Here is a 20,733-nt window from a genome sequence, read left to right as displayed (position 1 = left end):
ATGGGCCGTGCTCAACCTCGGATCGAGGGAACCTGATTACCTTCAGCATGTCTTTCCGGCTCGCTCATCTTTTGCGGGAGTCGATTTTCATACGGTTGCCGGATTGCCAAGCCGCCCCGGGAATCCATCGCCGCGCCCTGCCGCACGGCCCGGTCTCGCGGCTTGGAGGCGGCCCGGCGCGATGGCAGAACGGCGGCCATGACCACGATACTGATCTACGGCGCGACCGGCTATACCGGCACGCTCCTGACCGAACACGCCGTCGGACAGGGCCTTCGACCGATCCTGGCCGGCCGCGACCCGGATAAGCTCCAGTCCCTCGCCGGCCGGCTCGGGCTCGACTGGCGGGCGGCGCCCCTCGATGCTCCGGACCGCCTGCGGGAGGCACTCGCCGGAATCGCCGTGGTGATCCACGCCGCCGGCCCGTTCTCCAAGACGGCCCGGCCGATGGCCGAGGCCTGTCTGGCCGCTGGGGCGCACTACGTCGACATCACCGGAGAGATCGATGTCCTGGAAGCGTTCGCCGCGCGGGATTCAGAGGCGAAGGCGTCGGGCGTCGTGCTGCTGCCCGCCGCGGGGTTCGACGTGGTACCGAGCGACTGTCTCGCCGCACACGTGGCGGCCCGGCTGCCCGGTGCCACGCGTCTGAGGATTTCCATCGGCGGCTTCGGGGGCTTCAGCCGGGGTACGGCGCGCACCATGGTCGAGGGCATCGCCTGGGGCACACGGGTGCGCCGCGATGGCCGGATCGTCGAGCTGCCGAGCCCGCCCCGCGGCAGCGCCGATTTCGGCCGCGGCGCGCGGCGCACGGTAGGCCTCGGCTGGGGCGACGTGTCGAGCGCGTGGTACTCGACCCGGGTTCCCAACATTGACGTCTATTTCGAGGCGCTCCCCGCCATGGCGGCCGTCGCGGGCCTGCCGGCCGGGATCCGCCGGATCATCGCCGGCGGCACCGCGCAGCGGCTGATCAACCGCGGCATCGACCGGCTGCCGCCGGGCCCCTCCGCGGCGGCGCGGGCGACGGCGCGCAGCACGTTCCTGGCCGAGGCCTGGGATGCGCGAGGCAATCGCGCGGCGAGCCGCATGGAGACCCCCGAAGGCTACACCCTGACGGTTTGTACCGCCCTGGAGATTGCCCGGCGCGTGGCGTCGAACGCGATTCCGGCCGGCTTCCACACCCCGGTCACCGCCTTCGGACCGGATTTCATCCTGGGATTTCCGGGTGTGAGCCGGACGGACCTCTGACGGCGTTTCCGGTTGATTGGGTCGGTTTGGATTGCTGCGGTCACCATCGGGAGAGCGTGTCGGCGCGCAGGGTGTCGGGCTCGTCTGCGCGGTCCCGGCATGGCCGGCCTGGTCGCCGGAAGGCCGCCGCCGGTGCTGCGAGCACGGGCGTGAGCCGCTGTTTCGATGTGCGCACGTTTGCCGGACCGGTCGATACGCCCTGCAGCGAGCGCCCTGACTCTCAAGCCGCCACCAGCAGGGCGGCGCCGGCGACGCCGGAGAGCAGGAGCCGCAGTCGGCCGAGCCAGAGGGGCACGAGGCCCCGGCGCGACAGGTCCTGGTCTATCAGGCCCCAGGCCAGCACCAGTGCGCCGAGGATACGCAGATCCCAGGGGGCGGGAGCCGCCATCGCCGCCCAGGCCACCAGGGATGGCACGATCGCGACGACGTAATCCCCGTTGCCGGTGTTGCGCGCCGCAGCGGCACCCCAGCGGATGCCGCCGAGGAACGACGCGATCACCGCCCCGTAGGCGGACAGAATCGTGCGCGGCGAGAGCCCGATGCTGCTCAGGCCGCCGTCGCTGCCCGAGACCGCCAGTGCCGCAAAGCCCAGGAATGGGACCAGGCCGGCCACGCCGAGCACGAGCGCGCTGATCGGGACAGGGTTCCGGCGCGCCATCCATCCTCCGTGCCGCGGCGAGGGCGGCGACCGCGCAACCTCGCCGCGCTCTGCCGCCCTTTCGACGGAGCGTTCCCGCATCGCGGCAAGGCGGTCAAGCTGGGATCGGGGCGGCAAAATAGGCCCCGCCCGTATCGGACGCTAGGTTTTGCGGCCCGGTGCGATGAACGCCGTCGGGCTCGGACTGGGAGCGCCGAGGAGGGACATCGGCGCGGTGATACCCTCCTTCGGGGCCGGCGGTTCGTTGACCGCCGCGTCGGTCTTACGCGGCTTGAACGTCGCCGCGAGGCTCTTCGCGCTGGCGAGGTCGGCAGCGCTCATCTTGTTCGCCACGTCGTCGCGCTTCTTGGCCGCATCGTCGTCGCCCTGTGCGGCAGCCGCCGCGAACCACGCGTAGGATTGCACCAGATCCTGCGTCAGGCCGAGGCCCCGCGCGTAGAGCACGGCAAGATTGTACTGGCTGTCGCGGACGCCGAACTCGGCGCCCTGGCGGAACCAGGATGCCGCGGAGGCGAAGTCCGGCTTGCCGTTGGCCGAGGGGTTCTCGGCGTAGATCACCGCCAGGTTGTGCATCGAACGGGCGTGGCCCTGTTCGGCCGCGCGGCCGTACCAGAGCTTCGCCTTGTCGAGGTCGCGAACCACCCCCGAGCCCTTCTCGTAATGGCCCGCCAGTTTGTACTCGGCGGGCGCGTAACCGGCCGAGGCCAGCTTCTCGTACAGCTTGGCCGCCACCGCGAGGTCGCGCGGCATGCCGCGGCCATCGGCCTCACGCGTGGCGAGGTCCCAGATCGCCGTGCCGTCTCCGTCGAGGGCGGCCTGCTTGACCTTGGCGAGCGCCGGCGGAACGGTTCCGAGGTCCGCCTGCAACGTGTTCATGCCCGAGACTTGGGGCACCGCAGCCTTCGGCAACGGACGCGCAGCTGCGGGGATGGGATTCGGCAGGGATTGCGTGGTGACCGGATCGACGGCGGACGGCTTGGAAGCCGGAGTCTCCGCAGCTGCGTCCTTGGGCGCGTCCTTGCCCGCCTCCTTGCCCGCGTCCTCGCGGACCGGGGTGCCCTGGGACGTCGGCACCGCGTGCGGCGCCTCCTCGGGGGTGCGCATGCTGATCGCCTGGAGCGCTCCAAGCGCCAGGACGATGGCGGCGAGCCCGAGCAGCAGCGGCCGGCGCCGCCGGTCGATCTCGGCGCGCAGCCGGCCGATCCGGCTCTCCGTCCCCGCCGATTGCGCCGGGACGGCGATGCGGGCGCGCAGGTCGCGGCGCTCGGTCGGGGTTTCCGCGGCCAGCTCCGCCTGCGCGGCCTGGGCGGCGCGACGGGCCGCCGCGATGAAGCTGGTCTTGATGTCGGTGTCGCCACCGGCCTCCGCGCCGGATCGGCTGCGTTCCGGGTCGCGGCCCTGCACGATCGGACGCTCCTGCGCGGCGCGCGACTCGCGTCCCGGCCGCCCGCTTCCGGGTTCGAGCAGGTCGTCGGCGAGCCGGGAGGATTCGGCCGTCGCGTCGCGGTGCGTACCGCCTCGGCCTTCCGGCGGGACGAAGCCCGCCTCCGGGCTCGTCGAAGCGAGCAGGCGCTGGTCGAGCGAGAGCCCCCGCGCGTTCGTCGCCTCGGCCGGCCCGAGCCGGCTGACGAGGCGCTCGAGGGCGGACTGGACGCCCTCCAACGTGGCGCCCAGGCGCTGGTCCGAGGCGACCTGCCGTGCCTGCATGTCGGCGAGGCTGGCCCGAAGGAGGCCGATCTCGCCCAAATCGGCGGCGGCGATGCCGGATCCCTGGAGGGTCTGAGCCACAGCTTTGCGGGCGGCGCGCTCGACGACGGCCTCGCTCGGCGCCGACTCGCGCAGCGCCGTCACCTGCCGCAGCAGGTCGTCCATGGTCCGCTCGAGGCCAGCGAGGGCCGGATCGCCGCTGCGGGGTGCGTCGAGCCGCCCCGCGAGCGAGACCACCTGCTTCTCAAGGGCGTCGAGACCCTCGTGTTCCGAGCGGCTGCCGACCTGGTCGACTTTCTCGGCGAGGCTGCGCAGCATCGCGTGGATCGAGGCCATGTCGCCGGACCGCGCGGATTCCACCTCTTCCGCGCGCTCCGTCCGCTCGAACTGGTCGTCCCTGGCGCACAGGGTGTCGACCTTATCGGCAAGGGTCTGGATCTGCTCGGCGATCGCCATCGGCGCCGCAGTCCTGACGTCGCTGCGGATCTCCTCTAGGAGCGGACGGAGGCCCGCGTCTGTGCCGATCCGCTGCAGCTGTGCAATCTGGGCGCTGACAGCCTGAAGACTCTGCGCGAGGCCCTGGATGCGCTCCGGGCCGGCCAGGGCACCGATCAGGCGGCGGATCTCCTCAAGTTCGGAAAACAGCCCGGCAAGGGTGTGGCCGTCGGGACCGGCGGTGCCGGCCGCCGCGACGCTGTCGAGCCGCTCCGCGAGCCGGCGCACGTCGTCGGCCACCCGGCTGTGGACGTTCTCCGCGACTTCCTCTGCCAAGCGCTCGACCTGCGCGCGGATCTGCTCGATCGGTGCGGCGATGACGGTGAGGTCGGTGCCGACCTGCGCGCGCTCGATCCCGTCGGCGAGCGAGATCACGGCCTGTTCGAGGGCGCCGACATCCCGGCTGGTCGCGAGCTGATGGATGGCCTCGCGCAGGCACACGATCTCGCTCTGAAGCTCGGACACGGCGTCCGACGGTGCGGCGGTCTCCTCGACGCGCGCCTCCAGGCGACGGGCGAGATCCAGGCGCATGCTCGCCACGACGCCGCCATCCGACTGGGCCGACCCCGCACTCGCGCCCTGCGCGAGTTCGCGCTGACGCTGGCGGATATCCTGGACCGCGTTGCGAATCTCCACGGCCGCCGGGCGCCCACGGCGGCCGAGCGGCCGCGAGACAGCGAACTGCTCTCCGAGCTGGGACATCCGGCGCTCGATGTCACCGAGGCGCTCGGTCACCTGCTGAACGGGTGTGGCCTTCAGGGCGCGCTCGATCCGGGTCTCGATCTCGGCCAAGCGCCGCGCCTCCGCCTCCTGGGCGAGGCGCCGCTCCTCGTCCAGCGTGCGATCGAGGCCGTCGAGGCGGCTCATCAGGGCGGCGAAGCCGTCGCCGTAGGGCTCGGAGACAGGCTCCGGGCGGGGCCCGGCGCGCCGCTCCGGCCGTGGGCTTTCGGCGTCTGCACGAGCCTCGTGATGCTCGCGCTCCTGCCGGGTCTCAAGACCGGCGCCGGCCTCGGCGCGGTGACGGCGACGTTGGCGCCGGTTGCCTTGCGCACTCTGCTGCTGCGGAACGACGGAGGCGATCCAGGTCTCGAGCGGAACGCCCGCCCGGGCCGCCACGTCGCGCGCGGCGTCCAGCACCTCCGGATCGAAACTGTCGAGCTGTGGCATCGCGTTGCGAGTCATCGGTGGCCTGTCGTCGGCAGCGTTCGGCGTCCGATCCTGTTCGCGAGATGGGACCGAGGGACGGTATCCACGGAACGCGGGTGCCGGATCGTGTGAGGCGACCTTTAACTTTCTTGGTAAACACACGGTTAAGGCGAGGCGATCGCAGTAATCTTCTGCGCTGGCGTGCATGCCCCTGACACATCCGAAATCCGGCGAGGCTTGGCCGTTGCTCCGGAACGGTCCGCGCGCTTAGATGGCGGCAAAAGGCGGGCCGAATTGGGCTGTCAGCCTGTGCTTGGGGGAAGCAAGCCATGCCGCAGTACCGTGCACCCGTCGACGACACTCTTTTCCTGCTGACCGATGTTCTGGGGTTCCACGCCCGGGACAACCTCGCGGGATTCGCCGACGCCTCCCCGGACGTGGTCGAGGCGGTCCTGCGCGAAGGCGCCAAGCTCGCCGAGGAGGTGCTCGCCCCGGTCAACCGTGTGGGCGACCTCGAAGGCTGCCGCCGCGAGCCCGATGGCAGCGTGCGCACGCCTACGGGCTTCAAGTCCGCCTACGATGCCTACGCGAAAGGCGGCTGGATGGGCTTGGCGGTCCCGGAGGAATTCGGCGGGCAGGGCCTGCCGCACACCGTCAACACTGCGATGCAGGAATTCGCCTCGGGGGCGAATCTCGCCCTCGGGATGTATCCGGGCCTGACCCAGGGTGCGATGGCCGCCCTTCTGGTCCACGGCTCCGACGAACAGAAGGCGCTCTACCTGCCCAAGATGGTCGAGGGCGCCTGGACCGGCACCATGAACCTCACCGAGCCGCATTGCGGCACGGATCTCGGCCTCCTGAAGACCAAGGCGGTGCCGAACGGCGACGGCTCCTACAGCCTGACCGGCACCAAGATCTTCATTTCCGCGGGCGAGCACGACCTCGCCGAGAACATCGTCCACCTGGTGATCGCCCGGATCGAGGGCGCGCCGGCGGGCACGAAGGGCATCTCCCTGTTCGTCGTGCCGAAGTTCCTGGTTAATCCGGACGGCTCGCTCGGCGCCCGGAACGGGGTGTCCTGCGGCTCCCTGGAGCACAAGATGGGCATCCACGGCAACGCGACCTGCGTGATGAACTACGACGGCGCCACGGGCTGGCTCGTCGGCCAGGAGAATCGCGGCCTCAACGCGATGTTCGTGATGATGAACGAGGCGCGGCTCGCCGTGGGCGTCCAGGGGCTGGGCCAGTCCGAGGTCGCCTACCAGAACGCGGTCGCCTACGCGAAGGAGCGGCTCCAGGGCCGGGCCCTGACCGGCGCCAAGGCGCCCGACAAGGCCGCCGACCCGATCATCGTGCATCCGGACGTGCGCCGCACGCTGATGCAGATCGGCGCCTTCAACGAGGCGGCGCGGGCGCTGATGCTCTGGACCGCCCTCCAGGCCGACATCCTGCACCGCTCGGAGGACGCCAAGGAGCGCCAGACCGCCGACGACCATCTCGGGCTGCTGACCCCGGTGGTGAAGGGCGTGCTGACCGATCGCGGCTTCGCCAACGCGGTCGAGGCGCAGCAGCTGTTCGGCGGCCACGGCTATATCGAGGAATGGGGCATGTCGCAGTTCGTGCGCGATGCCCGCATCGCCATGATCTACGAGGGTGCCAACGGCATCCAGGCCATGGACCTGATCGGCCGCAAGCTGCCCAAGGACGGCGGCCGGGCGATGATGGCGTTCCTGGGCGAGGTCCAGACCTTCCTGAAGGACCACGGCGAGGATCCCGCGATGGCGCCGTTCACCCAGCCGCTCCAGGCCGGGCTGAACGACCTCCAAGGCGCCGTGATGTGGCTGATGCAGAACGCGTTCTCGAAGCCCGACAATGCCGGCGCCGGCGCCTCCGACTTCATGCACCTCTTCGGCCTCGTGGCCCTGGGCTACATGTGGGCGCGGATCGCCAAGGCGGCCCTGGCCCGGAATGCCGAGACGGCCTCGCCCCGCTGGGAAGCCAAGCTCACCACCGGCCGGTTCTTCATGGAGCGGATGCTGCCGGAGACCGCCTTGCGGCTCGTGCGGATCAAGGCCGGGGCTGATACGACCATGGCGCTGGCGGACGAAGCGTTTTAGCCAGCGGACCGGATGTCCCGCCCAACCCATTCATCCCGAGGAGGCCGCATCGGCGGCCCCCGAAGGAGGGCCGCCGACATCGCGCGGCCGCTGGACGGCTCCTTCGAGGGCAACGCTGCGCACCGCCGCTCCAGGATGAGATGATCCGGCAGGATCAGGGCGTCACGCACTGAGAGCCGCGTCCAGATCCTCGATCAGGTCCGCCGGATCCTCAAGCCCGATCGACAGCCGCACCACCTCAGGCCCGGCGCCCGCGGCCGTCTTCTGCGCATCGGTGAGCTGGCGGTGCGTGGTCGAGGCCGGATGGATGACCAGCGAGCGGGTGTCTCCGATATTCGCGAGATGTGAGAACAGCTGCAGGTTCGAGACGAGCTTCACGCCCGCCTCGTAGCCGCCCTTCAACCCGAAGGTGAATACCGCGCCGGCGCCGTTCGGCGTGTAGCGTTTGGCGAGCGCATGGTAGCGGTCGGCCTCCAGGCCCGGGTAGCTCACCCAGGACACCGCCTCGTGCTTGGACAGGTGCGTGGCCACGACCAGCGCATTGTCGGAGTGGCGCTGCATCCGCAGCGGCAGCGTCTCAATGCCGTTGAGGATCAGGAAGGCGTTGAACGGCGACAGGGCCGGCCCGAGGTCGCGCAGGCCGAGGACGCGGCACGCGATGGCGAAACCGAAATTGCCGAAGGTCTCGGCCAGGACCATCCCGGAATATTCCGGCCGGGGCTGGCTCATCATCGGGTAGCGGGCATCGCCGACCCACTGGAACGAGCCGCCGTCGACGATCAGGCCGCCGATCGAATTGCCGTGCCCACCCAGGAACTTGGTGGCCGAATGCACGACGATGTCGGCCCCGTGCTCGAACGGCCGGATCAGGTACGGCGTCGCCATGGTGTTGTCGACGACCAGCGGGATGTTGTGCTTCTTGGCGACCTGCGAGAGCGCCGCGATGTCCGTGATGACCCCGCCCGGATTGGCGATGGACTCACAGAAGATCGCCTTGGTGCGCGGCGTGATCGCCGCCTCGAACGAGGCCGGGTCGTCGTTGTCCGCCCAGGCCACCGACCAGCCGAAGTTCTTGTACGAGTGATTGAACTGGTTGATCGAGCCGCCATACAGCTTGTTCGAGGCGACGAACTCGTCGCCCGGCTGCATCAGGGCATGCATCGTCAGGAACTCGGCGGCGTGGCCCGAGGCCACGGCCAGCGCGGCGGTGCCGCCCTCGAGCGCCGCGATGCGCTCCTCCAGCACGGCGTTCGTCGGGTTGGTGATCCGCGTATAGATGTTGCCGAAGGCCTGAAGTCCGAACAGCGAAGCGGCGTGGTCGACGTCGTCGAAGACGAAGCTCGTGGTCTGGTAGATCGGCGTGGCCCGCGCGCCCGTGGCGGCGTCGGGTGCGGCGCCCGCGTGGATCGCCAGCGTGTTGAAGCCGGGCAGGCGGTCGGTCATCGTCAGGTCTCCTCGGACATGGTCCGCCTGTACGCCCGCGCGAGAGCGCGGCGCAAGGTTGCACCCGGCTTCGGGACGTGAAACCGGGCCGACTCGATCGCGCCTGAACGCACGCTGGCGACGTGGATCCGCTTCGGCGAAGGCGTGCGCGTCAGGACAAGGACGCGTAGCGGCATCCGTTGGGCACCGTTCTAGGCCTCGCGCGGGGCGCCGCTATCGATGTGCGGTTGCCCGGCATCGACCAGGGCGCGGTCGACCGCCTCGATCGCCAGCAGCGTCCGGGTCAGGTCCTCGGCCATCGAGATCGGGGCGACCTCAAGGCCGCCGAGCCGCTTGGCGATGGCGTTCCTCTGCCGCGCCAGGGCACCGCGAGCCCGCTTCAAGTCTTCGACTTCGTCGACGCTCATCCGCATTCCCTTTCCAGGCCCGAGGCGGTCAGTCTCCGGGAGTCCAGTCGATGTTAGGCCGCTGGGCCAGCATCCGGTCGAAGTAGTTGGCCACCGCCTGAGCCCCGTCGGTGTGCATCATCGCGACCGGATGCGCGAGGTAGGCCCGAGCGAGATCCATCGGAATCTGTCCGGACTGGAGCGCGCTCAGAACCTCGTCGATGAACGCGTCGTTGGCTTCGTTGAAGTCGCTCGACAGCTTCTTTCGTTCGTTGAGCGCCTTGATCGGCATACCGTATCCTCTGTGTGGAGATTGCGCCGCCGACCGGGCAGGCGGCCATGCGGCGGCCTTCCAAGTCGTTGCGGCGGATCGGGAAATCGGGGGGCGACGGGCCGGCACCGTCCGGCCGAACCTGGGCGAGAATAAGGATTCCCGGCGCAGGCGACCGGTCACCAGGGTGCGCGCAGGCCGGTCCGCGCACACTTAGGTAACCGCGCGCGACAAAGCGGTGGAGCGGTTGTCGATCCTGAGACGTTAACAGGCTATGTCGACCAATCCGCTCCATTCCCATACCGTCGAGGTCGTCCCGTGCGCGCTCGACCCGCGATGCTTCCGCTGGATCATCCGCGCCGACGGCGGCATGATCGTCGAGCGCTCGCCCTACGCGTTCGTGACTCACAATGGCGCCCGCATCTCCGGCGAGTGCTGGAAGCGCGAACATTTCGGCGAGGGACTCGGCTTCTGAACCAGCGGGCATCGATGACGGGATGCAGGGTTACGGCGCCTGCCCATCCTCGATCATCCGTTCTCCGATGGGAACCTGCGGGGTTGCACGCGTTCCGGTTTCATATCCCGGGAACCGATGGTGCCGACTTTCCGAGTCGGCGTGACGTCCTTTTCCGAAGCTGTCGCCGATGCGGTGGTGGCCGGTCGCTTTCCTGGAGCGGCGCTCGACGATCGAGTCGTGGATCTGCTGTCCGTCAGCGTCCGTCGGTCTCGCAATCGCTCCTGTTGGCGGGTTGAGGCGGCGTCCTCGACTTCGGATGCCGAGACGATGCGCCAGCGCCTTGCCTTGCATCGACTTTTTCCGAAATTCGGCGGCCATCCTTCGGGTCGCGGCTCTCTCCATGCCCAGGCCGTTGTGCGCCCGGGAAAGCCTCCGCTGTATCGCAGGTCGGTATCGACCATGATGCGTAAACAGCGACATCACTAGAGCCCGTGTAGCAAAATTTGATTCGTTGGGAGTGCGGCGGCCTCGGTGAAGCAAATGATTAAGCATTGCTCGACCGACATCTTCGCATTGCAGGATCTTTAAGCAGGACCGTCCAGAATGGACGTACATACGATGCACAATGCGCGTCGAGGGACCCGGTGATGCTGGACGTCAACGTTACGTTTCGGGACGAGCAAGCTGCGACGCAGATGGGTTCGGTGACCTCGATCGAGGGGTCGAAGGTCCACCTTGAGCTGCTGGGGCAGAACGGTCGCCCGAACATCCGCGTGACCGTGGGAAATTTCGTTCGGATCCGGGCCGGAAATGCCGTGCTGGTCGGCATCATCACCACCCTCTCGTCGGGCAGCGACCGTGCGCGGGTGTCTGGCGCCTATGCCAGCCTGGATCTTCTCGGCGAGATTCTGGTCGAAGGCGGCGCGAAGCGTTTCCGCCGCGGAGTCACATGCTATCCGGCCATCGGAGACGCGGTCGATCTGCTCCCGGCGGGCGACCTGCGCATCGTCTATCAGGTCGCGGACTTGAACACGGCCCCCGTGGGCGCGCTGTACCAGGATCCGGATACGCCGGCCTGCATTAAGATCGACGACCTGTTGACCAAGCATTTCGCGGTCCTCGGCACGACCGGCGTCGGCAAGTCCAGCGGCGTGGCCGTCATCCTCAATCAAGTCCTGGGTGCGCAGAAGAACGTGCGCGTCTTCCTCCTCGACGTCCACAACGAGTACGCCGCCTGTTTCGGCGAGCGCGCGAGCGTGATCAACCCACGAAATCTCAAGCTTCCCTTCTGGCTGTTCAATCTGGAGGAGATCGCGGACGTCATCTATGGCGGACGCTCGGCGATCGACGAGGAGATCGAGATCCTGGCGGAAGTGATTCCCCTGGCAAAGAGCAAGTACGCTCAATACAAGGAAGCGAGCGACCGGCAGATCGTCAAGCGGTCGATCGGCAAGAGTGCCGGCTACACGGTCGACACCCCCGTGCCGTACATGCTGCAGGACCTCATCTCCCTCATCGACGAACGGATGGGCCGCCTGGAGAACCGCGTCTCGCGGATGCACTACCACCGCCTGATCAGCCGGATCGAAGCGATCCGCAATGATCCGCGCTACGGCTTCATGTTCGAGAACGCCAATGTCGGCGGCGACATGATGGGCGAGATCCTCGCCCACCTGTTCCGGCTTGAGCCGGACGGGCGGCCGATGACGATCATGCAGCTGGCCGGGCTGCCGATGGAGGTGGTCGACGCGGTGGTCTGCGTCCTCTGTCGCCTCGCCTTCGAGTTCGGCATCTGGAGCGAGGGCGCGATCCCGCTCCTGTTCGTGTGCGAGGAGGCCCACCGCTACGCCTCGGCGGACCGCTCGGTCGGCTTCACGCCGACGCGTCGCGCGCTGTCTCGGATCGCCCGCGAGGGCCGAAAGCACGGCGTCTATCTGGGTCTGGTCACTCAGCGCCCCGCCGAGCTCGACCCTACGATCATGTCACAGTGCAGCACGCTCTTCGCCATGCGGATGACGAACGAGCGAGACCAGGCCTTCCTGGCTGCAGCCGTCTCGGATGCGGTGAATCTGCTCACCTTCGTGCCGTCCCTCGGGACTGGCGAGGTCATCGCGTTCGGCGAGGGCGTGCCCATGCCGGCGCGGATGACGTTCACGCCGCTGCCCCCGGGACGGCAGCCGCGCAACGACATGAGCGGGCGCGCTCCCGAGGATGGTGAGACGATCGCCGGCGCCGCCTTCGTGGGCGCCGTGGTCGAGCGCTGGCGCGGGGCGACCATGAGCAAGGCGAGCGGGCCCGAACAGGACGGGTCGGGGATGGCGCGCCTCAATCGAGAGCCGGGCACCGAGGGCGGCAACGGCGTCGCCCTCGATCAAGTGCACCGTCGGCTGCTCCGACGCCCCCTCGAAGCTGGAGAAACGCAGGGAGATCCGGGCCTGCGCACCGTGAAGCCTCTCTGGCAGCAGGGCTGAGCGTGAGCGACCCGGTCCAGCCCAGCCATCGGCGCAGCCTGCTCGAGGCAGCCATCCAGGCGCTCCCGATCGGGGTCGTGGTCCACGACGAGCAAGGGCTCTGCATACTCGCGAACGCCGCCGCGCGGGCGCTCGGGCCCGAGGCTGCCCGCGACGTACCGGAAGCCGCTTTCGACGCAAAGGCATCGCAGCTCGTCGAGCAGGTCGACGGGCGTGTCGTGGAGGCACAGGCGCGCACGATGGTGGCCGAGCGCGAGGCCTACACGCTGACCACCCTGACCGACGTCACGCACCACCACAAGATCCAGCGCGATCTCATCGCCCGCGCCTTCATCGATGCGCTCACGGGGCTGCCGAACCGGACGATGTTCGAGCAGAGCATCGAGGAACTCGTCGCGGAAGCGTCCTCGACAGACCGCTTCGCCCTGGCCTTCATCGACCTGGACAACTTCAAGCACATCAACGACTACTACAGCCATGCTGCGGGTGACGCGCTCCTGCGCAAGGTGGCCGACCGGATCCGCGGCGCCCTCGGTCCCAGCGACCTGCTGGCCCGCCTCGGCGGCGACGAGTTCGTGCTGCTTCTGAATCCGATAACCGATCAGGACACGACACTGGCGGCCGTCTCCGACATCTCGGAGCGCCTGAAGCAGCCATTCTTCATCGACGGCCACGAGATCTTCGCCTCGGCGTCGATCGGCCTGAGCCTTTTCCCGGAGCACGGGACCACCTACGAGGTGCTGCGCCGCCAAGCCGACAACGCGATGTACCGGGTCAAGGGCGGCGTGAAGGGCGGCGTCAGCGTCTTCGAGGAGACGATGAGCCACGCCGCCACGGCCCGCATGGCGGTGGAGCAGCGTCTCCGTCTGGCCATCCGCGACCGCTGCTTCTGCTGCGCCTTCCAGCCGAAGGTCGACATGCGCACGCACGCGGTGCTGGGCGTCGAGGTGCTGCTGCGCTGGCGGGACGAACTGGGAGTGATCCAGGCCCCCGGCGATTTCATCGGGCTCGCCATCGAACTGGGTCTGATCAACGAGATCACCCTGCAAGTCCTGGCCGACACCGTCCTGGCCATGCCCGACATCGACGAGGTCTTCGGTTCCGATGTCTCCGTGAGCATCAACATCGCAGCCAAGCAGGCCTGCGACGTACCGTTCATGACCATGTTTTGCGACGCCCTCGGTGCGACCGGCATGGCCGACCGCTTCGTCCTCGAGCTGACCGAGGAGGCGTTCTTCACGAAGGGCCGTTTCCAGCGCGAGGTCCTGCCGCGCATCCGCGCGATCGGGGCGCGGGTCTCGATCGACGATTTCGGCGTCGGCTACTCGTCGCTGGCCGCCCTGGCGGAGATCACCGCTGACGAGTTGAAGATCGACCGCTCGTTCATCATGGATATCGACAAGCGGCCGCGCAGCCAGATCGTCCTCAAGGCCATCGAGTCCCTGGGCTTGGCACTGGGGATGTCGGTGGTCGCCGAGGGCGTCGAGACCTACGAGGAAGTCGCCTACCTCCTGGGCGCGACCCAGATCCGGTGCGCGCAGGGCTACTATTACGCGAGGCCCCTGCTGATCGATCAGATACGGCTGTCGGACCCGCGGAATTCCGGGCCGCGCGCGGCCGTATCCCAGAGCCGCGCGTCGGATCTCCGGCCGGCGAGCTTCCTGCGACGGGCGTGATCGCAGCAGGATCGGACAGGCCAAGCCTTATAGGCGACTGGTGTTGCCCCGGTTTGGATAGCGCTGGCGCAGTGGGTCGTCCGGTCTGGTGCGGTGGGCATTCGCGGATCGAGGCGCAGAATGCGCCATGATCCGGGAGGCTGCGGATATCCCTCCATCCGACGCTCGACGCAGGCGTGCCGACCGTTACGCCCACCGTCGACCACGCCGCGTGTCCCCGCGGCCGATGCGATGCGCTGGCGCATCCACTGGACGGACCTGCTCGGCCTCAACCTGACCGACCCCGGGCTTCGACGCCGCGGTCCTGAGCGAATTCCGCTCCCTCCTCATCGACGCAGACGGCCTCGTGGCATCCCCATGCGGTCCCGGCGCCGAACTGATTGGGCCGGTGCCCAACGGGGATCAGTGGCGTGCGCGGTCGTCGGCGAAGGCAATCGATCAGGTCGGCGGATTTCCCACGAGGTCAAATCGGCAGGGTCGCCATTTGAAAACACACCATCAATGGCGGGACTGCCGCGCCATCTCACGGAGCAGTTCCAGCACCGCGCCCCTTCGCGTCGGCGATCTGATGGCGCGGAACAGAGTTGAGACCTCGTCGCATTGTATGACGGTCGGCCGATCCGGGTTGGCCGAGCCGATATCCGCGTTGAAGAAGTAGCTGGCAGGTAGGTTCAGCGTCGCAGCGATCCGTTCCAGCATGCGGCGTGTCGCCGGAGGTGTCTCGTCGTCCATCATTTGCCCGAGGCCCACATCCGACCCGCTTCACGCATCGACGCCGCAGTGATCTTGGAATCCGCGATCTCGGAAGCCGCAGGGCCTCGCGGTCAGCCTACCGCCAAAGCGTCATCGTTTCCATCCTCAGGTTGTGCTGAGGATCCGTCTTGGCACATGACGTGCAGAAACTCGGGAGCGAGCCCGCCGCAGGCGAGGCATCTGGACAGGACGTTCAGCATTCTTGGGCCACTCGATCAGGCCGCGACGCCCGACGAGATCGCTCGAATGCTGGTCGCCGCTTTCGCAGGCTGCGCGATTATCGACTTCATGGCCGGCATGCTGCCGGGACCGCACACGCCGACGTCGTTCTCTTCAGCACCATGCCGGAGGAGGGGGCAATCCGCGACGTGACGCGCGGCCACCCTGCGCACGGTCCCACATTACCAACGGCTCGGCACCAGCGCGCCGCCCTTCGACCGACCGGCGGGCGTCGTGCAACCCGACACGCCGGCGGCCGCACGGGTGCTGGGTATCACGGCGGAGGGCATCGACTTTCATCGCCGCTGGGCGCGCGCGAAGCGCGACACGGTCCAAAGCCCAGACGGGCGCGCAGGCCTGATGGTCCGGAGAGACCACTTGGTTCCGACCGGCCTTGATCCTCGGCCGCAAACGAGGGAGCGCCTCCGTTGCCGTAGGCTCGACTGAAGAGCGATGCCCACAACCCTAGGTTTTGCGTCACAGCCCGCAGGTTCTGAGCGAAGAACGCGCGCGGCATGCTAACTTTAGGTTTCTTCATGATCCATGTGGTCGCCCTCGCCAAAGCCGATCGTCGCCTCGGCGGCTGCTGTTCGGTGCGGGTGTCCGCGCCCGCCTACCTGGCCACGTGACGAGAGGCCGCGCCATGAACCAAGCCCGCTGGACGGGCTCGCCGCGCAATGCATCACCATCAGTCGTCTCGTCGGTGCGATCCGCGATCCGCGCATGCGCGCGGCCATCGAACTGGTGCCGATCGAGGTTGCCAGAGCGCTGGCGGCGATCTGCTTGCCGGTGCGGCCAGGCGACGCCTGCGCGCCTTCCCGGTTTTCCCCGGGCAGAAGTCGTCGGGATGGTGATGACGCGTGTCCCGGCCGCCCACACCGACAGCCGAATGAAGTACGGCGGGCCCCCGGGGGCCCGCCGTTCTGTTGGACGGAAAGCGCCTCAGGCGCCCATCGCGGTCTTCAGGTTCTGGTCGACCTTGTCGAGGAAGCCCGTGGTCGAGAGCCACTTCTGGTCGGGGCCGACCAGGAGCGCGAGATCCTTGGTCATGTGCCCGGCCTCGACCGTGTCGACGCAGACCTTCTCAAGGGTCGCCGAGAACTTCGCCAGATCGTCGTTGCCGTCGAGCTTGGCGCGGTGAGACAGGCCGCGGGTCCAGGCGAAGATCGACGCGATCGAGTTAGTCGAGGTCTCGCGGCCCTTCTGGTGCTCGCGGAAGTGGCGGGTGACGGTGCCGTGAGCGGCTTCGGCCTCGACGGTGTTGCCGTCCGGCGTCATCAGCACGGAGGTCATCAGGCCGAGCGAGCCGAAGCCCTGGGCCGCCGTGTCGGACTGCACGTCGCCGTCGTAGTTCTTGCAGGCCCAGACGTAGCCGCCCGACCATTTCAGGCACGAGGCGACCATGTCGTCGATCAGCCGGTGCTCGTAGGTGATCCCGAGCGCCTTGAACTTGGCCTCGAACTCCTCCTCGTAGACCTTCTGGAACAGGTCCTTGAATCGACCGTCATAAGCCTTGAGGATGGTGTTCTTGGTCGACAGGTACACCGGGTACTTTCGCGCCAGTCCGTAATTCATCGAGGCGCGGGCGAAGTCGATGATCGACTGGTCGAGGTTGTACATCGACATCGCGACGCCGGCACCGGGGAACTTGAAGACCTCCTTCTCGATCACCGTGCCGTCGTCGCCCTCGAACTTGATCGTCAGGCGCCCCTTGCCGGGCACCTTGAAGTCGGTCGCGCGATACTGGTCGCCGTAAGCGTGACGGCCGATGACGAAGGGTTGGGTCCAGCCGGGCACGAGGCGGGGCACGTTCTTGCAGATGATCGGCTCGCGGAAGATCACGCCGCCCAGGATGTTGCGGATCGTGCCGTTGGGCGAGCGCCACATCTCCTTGAGCTTGAACTCCTGAACCCGCTGCTCATCGGGCGTGATGGTGGCGCACTTCACGCCGACGCCGTGGCGCTTGATGGCCTCGGCGGCATCGACCGTGACCTTGTCGTTCGTGGCGTCGCGGTGCTCGACGCCGAGGTCGTAATACTCGAGGTCGATGTCGAGATAAGGGTGGATGAGCTTGTTCTTGATCTCGGCCCAGATGATCCGGGTCATCTCGTCGCCGTCGAGTTCGACGACGGGGTTCGCTACCTTGATCTTCGCCATGGACCGATGCCTTCTCGCGTTGTCCGCGCGCACGGCATGCAAGGGCCGTACGGTCGCCTGCCCAAAATCCGATTGGGTGTGTATCGCACCGGCGACATAGCGCGGCCCTTTCGGCAGCGGAAGGCGCGGGCTGTCATCCGGTCGGCTTCGTCACCCGGACCTCGACGGGGGGGCGCCGAGCATGCCAGAGGGCCGGTATGACGACCCACGACACGCCGAGCGAAGTGCCCAGGCACGCGCCCAAGACGGTCACCGAGATCCCGCCCGGCCTCGCGCCTGCCGTGATTCTGGTGGAGCCGCAGCTTGCCGAGAATATCGGCATGACGGCCCGGGCCATGGCGAATTTCGGCCTGTCGGAGCTGCGCCTCGTCAACCCCAAGAACGGCTGGCCCAAGAAGGGTGTGCGCGAGGCCGCCTCGGGCGCCACCCACGTCCTCGACCGGGCGACGATCCACGGCAGCGTCGCCGAGGCGATCGGCGACCTTCACTACGTGCTGGCCACCACGGCGCGGGAGCGCGGCCAGATGAAACGCGTCTTCTCCCCCGAGGACGGGATGGGAGAGCTGGTCGCCCGGGAGGGGCAGCGCACGGCGGTGATGTTCGGGCGCGAGCGGGTCGGACTCACCAACGAGGAGGTGTCGCTCGCCGATGCCATCGTCACCTTCCCGGTCTCGCCGGACTTCCCGTCCCTGAACCTCGCGCAGGCGGTGCTCCTGGTCGGCTACGCCTGGCGTCAGGCCAGCGGGCGCGCGCGGCTGCCCTTTTCGGGCGAGCTGCTGTCGCCGCCCGCGACCCGGGAGGCCCTCGTGGCGCTGTTCGGGAGTTTGGAAACGGCCCTTGAGGAGGCCGGCTTCTATCCACCGGAGAAGCGCGACATCATCGCCCGCAACATGCGCGACATGCTGCACCGCATGAGCCTGACCGAGCAGGATGTGCGCACCTTCCGCGGTGCGCTGCGCGCCCTGACCCGCCGGGGCGCCTGATCAGTCGGCGCCGGCCTTCGCGTCCGGCGGCTTGCCGCCGCCGAAGCAGCGTCCCACCGCCTCCCAGAACGCCGCCTGCTCCTCGTGCGTGCACCGGGCGATCCGCGCCTCGATCAAGGCCCGTCCGGCCACTGCGTCGGCGGTGGCGGCGACCTCGGCCTCACTCGGGTTTCGAGCCTCGTTCATGGATTCCTCCGCACCGGAGGAAAGCCGACGCACAGCTCTGCGGTTCCGTTGCGGGCCGCAATCGGGCATGGAAGCGCCGCGCGCATTTTTCCCGCAGAGCCGAGATCAGGGCGCCGGGGCGGGAACGGCACGGAGCGGTCTTGGCCGGCCGCGGTTGAAGGGGCGAGGTATCGGGTGCGGCTCAGCGTCGAGAATCTGGCCTGCCGCCGCTCCGGGCGCCGCATCTTCTCTGGCCTGGCCTTCGTCCTCGGACCGGGCGATGCCCTGGCGGTCACCGGGCGGAACGGGGCCGGCAAGTCGAGCCTGCTCGCTATCCTGTCGGGCCGGCTGCGGCCCGATGCCGGGCGCATCGCGGTGGCCGATGTCGGCGAGGCGAGCCTGCCCGAATGCCTTCATGCGGTCGGCCATCGAGACGGGCTGAAGAGCTCGCTCACCGCCGGCGAGAACCTGCTCTTCGCGCAGAAGCTCCTCGGGGCGCCGCGGCTCTCGCCGCACGATGCCTTGGAGCAGCTCGGCCTCGGGCACGCCCACGACCTGCCGGTGGGCTACCTCTCGGCCGGCCAGCGGCGGCGGGTTGCCCTGGCACGGCTGCTGGTCTGCGAACGCCCGCTCTGGCTCCTCGACGAGCCGACCGCGGCCCTCGACGCCGCCTCGCAGGCGGTGCTCGCCGGGCTCATGGCGGCACATCGGGCCGACGGCGGCCTCGTCATCGCGGCGACCCACCAGGCGCTCGGCCTCGAGGGGGCGGCGGAGCTGCGTATCGACGCCGGGGCCGCGCCTGAGCCCGAGCCCACGGAGGATTGGGCGTGACCCGCGCCATCCTCGCCCTGATCGCCCGGGACCTGCGGCTGGCCGGTCGCGTCGGCGGCTCCGGCGCTTTGTCGCTGGTGTTCTTCCTGATGATCGTCGCCCTGGTGCCGTTCGCGCTGGGGCCCGACCTCAACCTGCTGTCGCGGATCGGCCCGGCGATCCTCTGGCTCGCCGCGGTGCTCTCGACGCTGATTGGCCTCGACCGCCTGTTCCAGGCCGATGAGGAGGACGGCTCCCTCGACCTGATGACCGCGGCCCCGGTCCCGCTCGAAGGCGTGGTGCTCGCCAAGGTCGCCGCGCACTGGCTCACCACCGGCCTGCCCCTGGCGCTGGCCTCGCCGCTCTTCGGCCTGCTCGTCGCCCTAGACGGCACGGCCATGGGCGCCACGGGGCTGACGCTGCTCGCCGGCACCCCGGCGCTCAGCTTCATCGGCGCGGTCGGGGCGGCACTCACGGCCTCGATTCGGCGGGGCGGGCTGATTCTCGCCGTTCTGGTCCTGCCGCTGATGATTCCGAGCCTGATCTTCGGCGTCTCGGCCGCACAGGCGGCGACGGGGGGTACGGTACCGTTCCTGGTGCCGCTGGCGGTGCTGGCGGCGCTGACCCTGATCGCCGCCGTGGTCGGGACGTTGGCGGCGGCGGCGGCGTTGCGCTGGCCGGAGTGAGCGTTTCGGGATTGGAGGCCTTCTCAGGTCTGGATGACGTCGCCTGCCGGTACTGCTCCGACACCGTGCCGAAGAGGTTGGTCGCCTCCCGGCTGCCCAGTCAGCGCACAAGCGTCACCCGCGTTGACGCGCCGCATCGCGCTAACTATAGAAGGCGCTTCGCCGAGGGGCCGCGCTTCAGCGCGCGCTGCGTCTCGGCCATCGCCTGACAACCTGTTGCGTTGACCGATCACCGGCCGTTCCGGCCCGTCGGCATCGCCCGACGAAGAGAACGAGGACGTAGATGGCCAATACCGCGTCGGCCAAGAAAATGACCCGCAAGATCGCCAAGCGCACGGCGATCAATCGTTCGCGCCGCTCGCGTATGCGCACCTTCGTCCGCAAGGTCGAGGAGGCGATCGCCACCGGCAACCAGCAGGACGCCCTGGCCGCCCTGCGCGCCGCCGAGCCCGAGATGATGCGCGCTGCCCAGCACGGTATCGTTCATAAGAACAACGCCTCGCGGAAGGTCTCGCGTCTGGCGGCCCGGGTTAAGGCGCTCGCCGCCTAGACTGCCACCGCACGACCGAGACGACACAAAGCCCGGCCATCGCGCCGGGCTTTTTCGTGTCTGCGTACCGGATTCGCGCGACCAGTCCGGACGCGTCGGCCTCGCGAACCGTTAACCCTAGATCAGAATTTGGCGCATTGCAGAGTCTAAGGGCGGCGTGTAGCTTAACAGAAACTGACTGCGTTCAAGCAAAAACTGCCGATTTCGGGACGAGGGCGAATCAATCCGATTCGCCAAGACTCTAGCAAGCGGTTTGGTTGGGTCCGGGAACACTTGCAGTTGGGAATCCGGGCCGTCCCCGCAAGTCCCACTGTTAAAGGAACTGTAGGTAATTGTTG

General features: G+C 68.5%; 18 protein-coding genes. 9 read left to right on the top strand and 9 right to left on the bottom strand.

Annotated features, from left to right (window positions below):
- Positions 1 to 198: 198 nt before the first annotated feature.
- Positions 199 to 1,245 (top strand): trans-acting enoyl reductase family protein, encoded by a 1,047-nt coding sequence (locus Q8W67_RS02545; protein ID WP_305540223.1) that lies wholly within the window; start codon positions 199 to 201, stop codon positions 1,243 to 1,245.
- A 220-nt stretch (positions 1,246 to 1,465) separates the two neighbouring features.
- Here Q8W67_RS02545 and Q8W67_RS02540 read toward each other — a convergent pair whose 3' ends face one another.
- Together Q8W67_RS02540 and Q8W67_RS02535 are read right to left on the bottom strand one after the other, a co-directional pair.
- The gene (locus tag Q8W67_RS02540) at positions 1,466 to 1,903 is read right to left on the bottom strand and encodes a DUF3429 domain-containing protein (protein ID WP_305540219.1); all 438 of its coding nucleotides are present in this window, start codon (positions 1,901 to 1,903) and stop codon (positions 1,466 to 1,468) included.
- 141 nt (positions 1,904 to 2,044) lie between these two features.
- On the bottom strand, positions 2,045 to 5,287 hold the full coding sequence (locus Q8W67_RS02535) for a hypothetical protein (protein WP_305540216.1): 3,243 nt from the start codon (positions 5,285 to 5,287) through the stop codon (positions 2,045 to 2,047).
- 293 nt (positions 5,288 to 5,580) lie between these two features.
- On the opposite strand from Q8W67_RS02535, the gene Q8W67_RS02530 reads away from it, so the two are divergent.
- Positions 5,581 to 7,368 carry an acyl-CoA dehydrogenase C-terminal domain-containing protein gene (locus Q8W67_RS02530; protein ID WP_305540214.1) on the top strand — a complete coding sequence of 596 codons (1,788 nt, stop codon included), beginning with the start codon at positions 5,581 to 5,583 and terminating at the stop codon, positions 7,366 to 7,368.
- 162 nt (positions 7,369 to 7,530) lie between these two features.
- On the opposite strand, the gene Q8W67_RS02525 is transcribed toward Q8W67_RS02530, so the two are convergent.
- From Q8W67_RS02525 to Q8W67_RS02515, 3 genes are all read right to left on the bottom strand, one after another.
- Positions 7,531 to 8,811, bottom strand: coding sequence for an O-acetylhomoserine aminocarboxypropyltransferase (locus Q8W67_RS02525; RefSeq protein ID WP_305540211.1), 1,281 nt, complete (start codon positions 8,809 to 8,811; stop codon positions 7,531 to 7,533).
- Between the two features lie 191 nt (positions 8,812 to 9,002).
- On the bottom strand, positions 9,003 to 9,218 hold the full coding sequence (locus tag Q8W67_RS02520; protein WP_305540208.1) for a hypothetical protein: 216 nt from the start codon (positions 9,216 to 9,218) through the stop codon (positions 9,003 to 9,005).
- 28 nt (positions 9,219 to 9,246) lie between these two features.
- The gene (locus tag Q8W67_RS02515) at positions 9,247 to 9,489 is read right to left on the bottom strand and encodes a hypothetical protein (RefSeq protein ID WP_305540206.1); all 243 of its coding nucleotides are present in this window, start codon (positions 9,487 to 9,489) and stop codon (positions 9,247 to 9,249) included.
- 253 nt (positions 9,490 to 9,742) lie between these two features.
- Between Q8W67_RS02515 and Q8W67_RS02510 the strand changes: the two genes are divergently transcribed.
- Complete coding sequence (locus tag Q8W67_RS02510) at positions 9,743 to 9,943, top strand: hypothetical protein (protein ID WP_305540204.1); 201 nt, start codon at positions 9,743 to 9,745, stop codon at positions 9,941 to 9,943.
- Positions 9,944 to 9,973: 30 nt separating this feature from the next.
- Here the strand turns inward: Q8W67_RS02510 and Q8W67_RS02505 are convergent, their stop codons facing one another.
- On the bottom strand, positions 9,974 to 10,303 hold the full coding sequence (locus tag Q8W67_RS02505; RefSeq protein ID WP_305540202.1) for a hypothetical protein: 330 nt from the start codon (positions 10,301 to 10,303) through the stop codon (positions 9,974 to 9,976).
- 269 nt (positions 10,304 to 10,572) lie between these two features.
- Here Q8W67_RS02505 and Q8W67_RS02500 point away from each other — a divergent pair, with 269 nt between their 5' ends.
- Both Q8W67_RS02500 and Q8W67_RS02495 read left to right on the top strand, forming a co-directional pair.
- On the top strand, positions 10,573 to 12,396 hold the full coding sequence (locus Q8W67_RS02500; protein WP_305540200.1) for an ATP-binding protein: 1,824 nt from the start codon (positions 10,573 to 10,575) through the stop codon (positions 12,394 to 12,396).
- A gap of 2 nt (positions 12,397 to 12,398) precedes the next feature.
- Positions 12,399 to 14,072, top strand: a complete 1,674-nt coding sequence (locus tag Q8W67_RS02495) for a bifunctional diguanylate cyclase/phosphodiesterase (protein WP_305540198.1) — start codon at positions 12,399 to 12,401, stop codon at positions 14,070 to 14,072.
- Between the two features lie 498 nt (positions 14,073 to 14,570).
- On the opposite strand, the gene Q8W67_RS02490 is transcribed toward Q8W67_RS02495, so the two are convergent.
- Together Q8W67_RS02490 and Q8W67_RS02485 are read right to left on the bottom strand one after the other, a co-directional pair.
- Positions 14,571 to 14,807 carry a hypothetical protein gene (locus tag Q8W67_RS02490; RefSeq protein ID WP_305540196.1) on the bottom strand — a complete coding sequence of 79 codons (237 nt, stop codon included), beginning with the start codon at positions 14,805 to 14,807 and terminating at the stop codon, positions 14,571 to 14,573.
- Positions 14,808 to 15,986: 1,179 nt separating this feature from the next.
- Positions 15,987 to 17,201, bottom strand: a complete 1,215-nt coding sequence (locus Q8W67_RS02485) for an NADP-dependent isocitrate dehydrogenase (RefSeq protein WP_305540194.1) — start codon at positions 17,199 to 17,201, stop codon at positions 15,987 to 15,989.
- Positions 17,202 to 17,398: 197 nt separating this feature from the next.
- On the opposite strand from Q8W67_RS02485, the gene Q8W67_RS02480 reads away from it, so the two are divergent.
- Positions 17,399 to 18,184: an RNA methyltransferase gene (locus tag Q8W67_RS02480; protein ID WP_305540191.1), complete on the top strand. Its 786-nt coding sequence runs from the start codon at positions 17,399 to 17,401 to the stop codon at positions 18,182 to 18,184.
- On the opposite strand, the gene Q8W67_RS02475 is transcribed toward Q8W67_RS02480, so the two are convergent.
- Positions 18,185 to 18,370: a hypothetical protein gene (locus Q8W67_RS02475; protein WP_305540188.1), complete on the bottom strand. Its 186-nt coding sequence runs from the start codon at positions 18,368 to 18,370 to the stop codon at positions 18,185 to 18,187.
- A gap of 174 nt (positions 18,371 to 18,544) precedes the next feature.
- Here Q8W67_RS02475 and ccmA point away from each other — a divergent pair, with 174 nt between their 5' ends.
- The 3 genes from ccmA (at position 18,545) to rpsT (ending at position 20,395) form a co-directional block, all read left to right on the top strand.
- Complete coding sequence (gene ccmA, locus Q8W67_RS02470) at positions 18,545 to 19,180, top strand: heme ABC exporter ATP-binding protein CcmA (protein WP_305540185.1); 636 nt, start codon at positions 18,545 to 18,547, stop codon at positions 19,178 to 19,180.
- The gene (gene ccmB, locus Q8W67_RS02465) at positions 19,177 to 19,845 is read left to right on the top strand and encodes a heme exporter protein CcmB (protein WP_305540182.1); all 669 of its coding nucleotides are present in this window, start codon (positions 19,177 to 19,179) and stop codon (positions 19,843 to 19,845) included. Before ccmA ends, ccmB begins: the two co-directional genes overlap by 4 nt.
- Positions 19,846 to 20,128: 283 nt before the next feature.
- Complete coding sequence (rpsT, locus tag Q8W67_RS02460; protein WP_007561677.1) at positions 20,129 to 20,395, top strand: 30S ribosomal protein S20; 267 nt, start codon at positions 20,129 to 20,131, stop codon at positions 20,393 to 20,395.
- Positions 20,396 to 20,733 lie beyond the last annotated feature (338 nt).

The organism is Methylobacterium sp. NEAU K, from assembly GCF_030700285.1.
In the GTDB taxonomy this organism is placed as follows: Bacteria; Pseudomonadota; Alphaproteobacteria; order Rhizobiales; family Beijerinckiaceae; genus Methylobacterium.
The sequence above is the reverse complement of the archived record's forward strand: the minus strand, read 5'-3'. Positions and strand labels throughout refer to the sequence as shown.

What these genes read in the sequence shown, in the direction of transcription:
- Q8W67_RS02475 (WP_305540188.1), bottom strand. Translation starts at nt 18,370, where the DNA reads ATGAACGAGGCTCGAAACCCGAGTGAGGCCGAGGTCGCCGCCACCGCC.
- Q8W67_RS02485 (WP_305540194.1), bottom strand. Translation starts at nt 17,201, where the DNA reads ATGGCGAAGATCAAGGTAGCGAACCCCGTCGTCGAACTCGACGGCGAC.
- Q8W67_RS02520 (WP_305540208.1), bottom strand. Translation starts at nt 9,218, where the DNA reads ATGAGCGTCGACGAAGTCGAAGACTTGAAGCGGGCTCGCGGTGCCCTG.
- Q8W67_RS02500 (WP_305540200.1), top strand. Translation starts at nt 10,573, where the DNA reads ATGCTGGACGTCAACGTTACGTTTCGGGACGAGCAAGCTGCGACGCAG.
- Q8W67_RS02510 (WP_305540204.1), top strand. Translation starts at nt 9,743, where the DNA reads ATGTCGACCAATCCGCTCCATTCCCATACCGTCGAGGTCGTCCCGTGC.
- rpsT (WP_007561677.1), top strand. Translation starts at nt 20,129, where the DNA reads ATGGCCAATACCGCGTCGGCCAAGAAAATGACCCGCAAGATCGCCAAG.
- Q8W67_RS02490 (WP_305540196.1), bottom strand. Translation starts at nt 14,807, where the DNA reads ATGATGGACGACGAGACACCTCCGGCGACACGCCGCATGCTGGAACGG.
- Q8W67_RS02525 (WP_305540211.1), bottom strand. Translation starts at nt 8,811, where the DNA reads ATGACCGACCGCCTGCCCGGCTTCAACACGCTGGCGATCCACGCGGGC.
- Q8W67_RS02545 (WP_305540223.1), top strand. Translation starts at nt 199, where the DNA reads ATGACCACGATACTGATCTACGGCGCGACCGGCTATACCGGCACGCTC.
- Q8W67_RS02540 (WP_305540219.1), bottom strand. Translation starts at nt 1,903, where the DNA reads ATGGCGCGCCGGAACCCTGTCCCGATCAGCGCGCTCGTGCTCGGCGTG.
- Q8W67_RS02535 (WP_305540216.1), bottom strand. Translation starts at nt 5,287, where the DNA reads ATGACTCGCAACGCGATGCCACAGCTCGACAGTTTCGATCCGGAGGTG.
- Q8W67_RS02480 (WP_305540191.1), top strand. Translation starts at nt 17,399, where the DNA reads ATGACGACCCACGACACGCCGAGCGAAGTGCCCAGGCACGCGCCCAAG.
- Q8W67_RS02505 (WP_305540202.1), bottom strand. Translation starts at nt 10,303, where the DNA reads ATGGCCGCCGAATTTCGGAAAAAGTCGATGCAAGGCAAGGCGCTGGCG.
- Q8W67_RS02530 (WP_305540214.1), top strand. Translation starts at nt 5,581, where the DNA reads ATGCCGCAGTACCGTGCACCCGTCGACGACACTCTTTTCCTGCTGACC.
- Q8W67_RS02515 (WP_305540206.1), bottom strand. Translation starts at nt 9,489, where the DNA reads ATGCCGATCAAGGCGCTCAACGAACGAAAGAAGCTGTCGAGCGACTTC.